This is a genomic window from Microbacterium sp. (assembly GCF_031178525.1).
GTDB lineage: Bacteria > Actinomycetota > Actinomycetes > Actinomycetales > Microbacteriaceae > Microbacterium.
On sequence record NZ_JAPSJA010000407.1, the window covers coordinates 1 to 1563 of the forward strand.

The 1563-nt window shown below is 69.6% G+C and carries 2 protein-coding genes; both read right to left on the reverse strand.

From position 1 onward, the window contains the following. Positions 1–506 (reverse strand): ABC transporter permease (locus RIF89_RS14925; protein ID WP_375294499.1); only part of this gene is annotated, 506 nt, incomplete at its 3' end. Further along, positions 499–1506: an ABC transporter permease gene (locus RIF89_RS14930; protein ID WP_309069853.1), complete on the reverse strand. Its 1008-nt coding sequence runs from the start codon at positions 1504–1506 to the stop codon at positions 499–501. The genes RIF89_RS14930 and RIF89_RS14925, both read right to left, overlap by 8 nt. Between the last annotated feature and the right edge of the window lie 57 nt (positions 1507–1563).

The following is a 1563-nucleotide window of genomic DNA, read 5'->3' on the forward strand; positions in this document are numbered from 1 at the left end:
ATGCCGACGATGCCGACCGCGATCATGGCGCTGGCGAGGCCGGGGCCGAGGGCGACGGCGAGCGCCATCGCGAGCAGCAGCGACGGGAAGGCGAGCAGCATGTCCATCACGCGCATGATCACCATGCCGACCGAGCCGCGGAAGTAGCCCGCGATCGCTCCGAGCGGCACGCCGATCACGAGCGACACAGCGATCGCGATGACGCCGGTCCACAGCGACACGCGAGCGCCGGCGAGCACACGGGAGAACAGGTCGCGACCGTAGTTGTCGGTGCCGAACAGGTGCTCCGCCGACGGCGGGGCGAGCAGGGGACCGGCATCCGTCATGTTCGGCGGGTACGGCGACCAGACCGCGGTGATGAGCCCGCCGAGGGTCCAGAACAGGATGATGCCGGCGCCGACCATGGCCGACGGGTTGCGAAGCAGCAGCGTCAAGGCGGTGGTCCGGCCGCGCCGGGCGGGCTGCGCCTTCTGCTGGGCGACGGAGAGCGTGGTGGTCTCAGACATTGCGCACCTTCGGGTCGAAGATCCCCTGCGACAGGTCGACGAGCAGGTTCACCACCAGGTAGATGATCGCGGCGAGCAGTGTCATGGCCTGCACGGGCGCGTAGTCGGTGGCGTTGATGGACTCGACGACGTAGCCGCCGATGCCCGGCCAGCTGAAGATCGTCTCGGTGATCACGGCGCCGCCGAGCAGCTGTCCGAGCTCGAGGCCGACGATCGTCACGATCGAGGGCGCCGCGTTCTTCAGCGCGTGACCGCCGATGATGCGCGCCGGCCCCATGCCCTTCGCGGCGGCGGTGCGGATGTAGTCCTGGCCAAGCACCTCGAGCATCGACGAGCGGGTCATCCGCGAGATGATCGCGACGGCACCGACCGAGAGCACCATGGCCGGCCAGATGAGGTGCGCCAGTGAGCTCTGCAGGGCCGCGGTGTCGCCGGTGAGGATGCTGTCGATCAGGTACATCCCGGTGACGCGCGTGGGCGGGTTCAGCGAGTCGTCGATGCGGCCGACCGGTGCGGGCGCCCAGCCCAGGCTGCCGTAGAACACCGAGATCACGATGAGTCCGAGCCAAAACAGGGGCATCGAGGCCCCCAGCAGCGAGATCACGCGCGTAGCGTGGTCGGCGAAGCGCCCGCGCTGGGTGGCGCCGAGGATGCCGAGCGGCACGCCGACCAGGATGCCGATCAGCAGCGCGGCGAGGCCGAGCTCGACGGTGGCGGGGAAGCGCGTGGCGAAGTCCTCGGCGACCGGGCGTCCGGTGTGCCAGGCGTAGCCGAGATCGCCGCGGAACAGCCCGGTGAGGTAATCCCAGAACTGCACCAGGATCGGCTGGTCGAGCCCCATCTGCTCGCGCAGCTTGGCGACGACGGAGTCGGCGGCGTTCTCGCCGGCGAGCGTGCGGGCGGGATCGCCCGGGAGCACGCGGGTGATCACGAAGATGCAGACGACGACGCCCAGCAGGGTGGGGATCATCGCCAGCACTCGGCGAAGTATGGTGCGCACTGCTCTCCTTGCCTCGGTCGGCTTCGGCGGGTGCGACAACTATCCGAGGCGGAACCA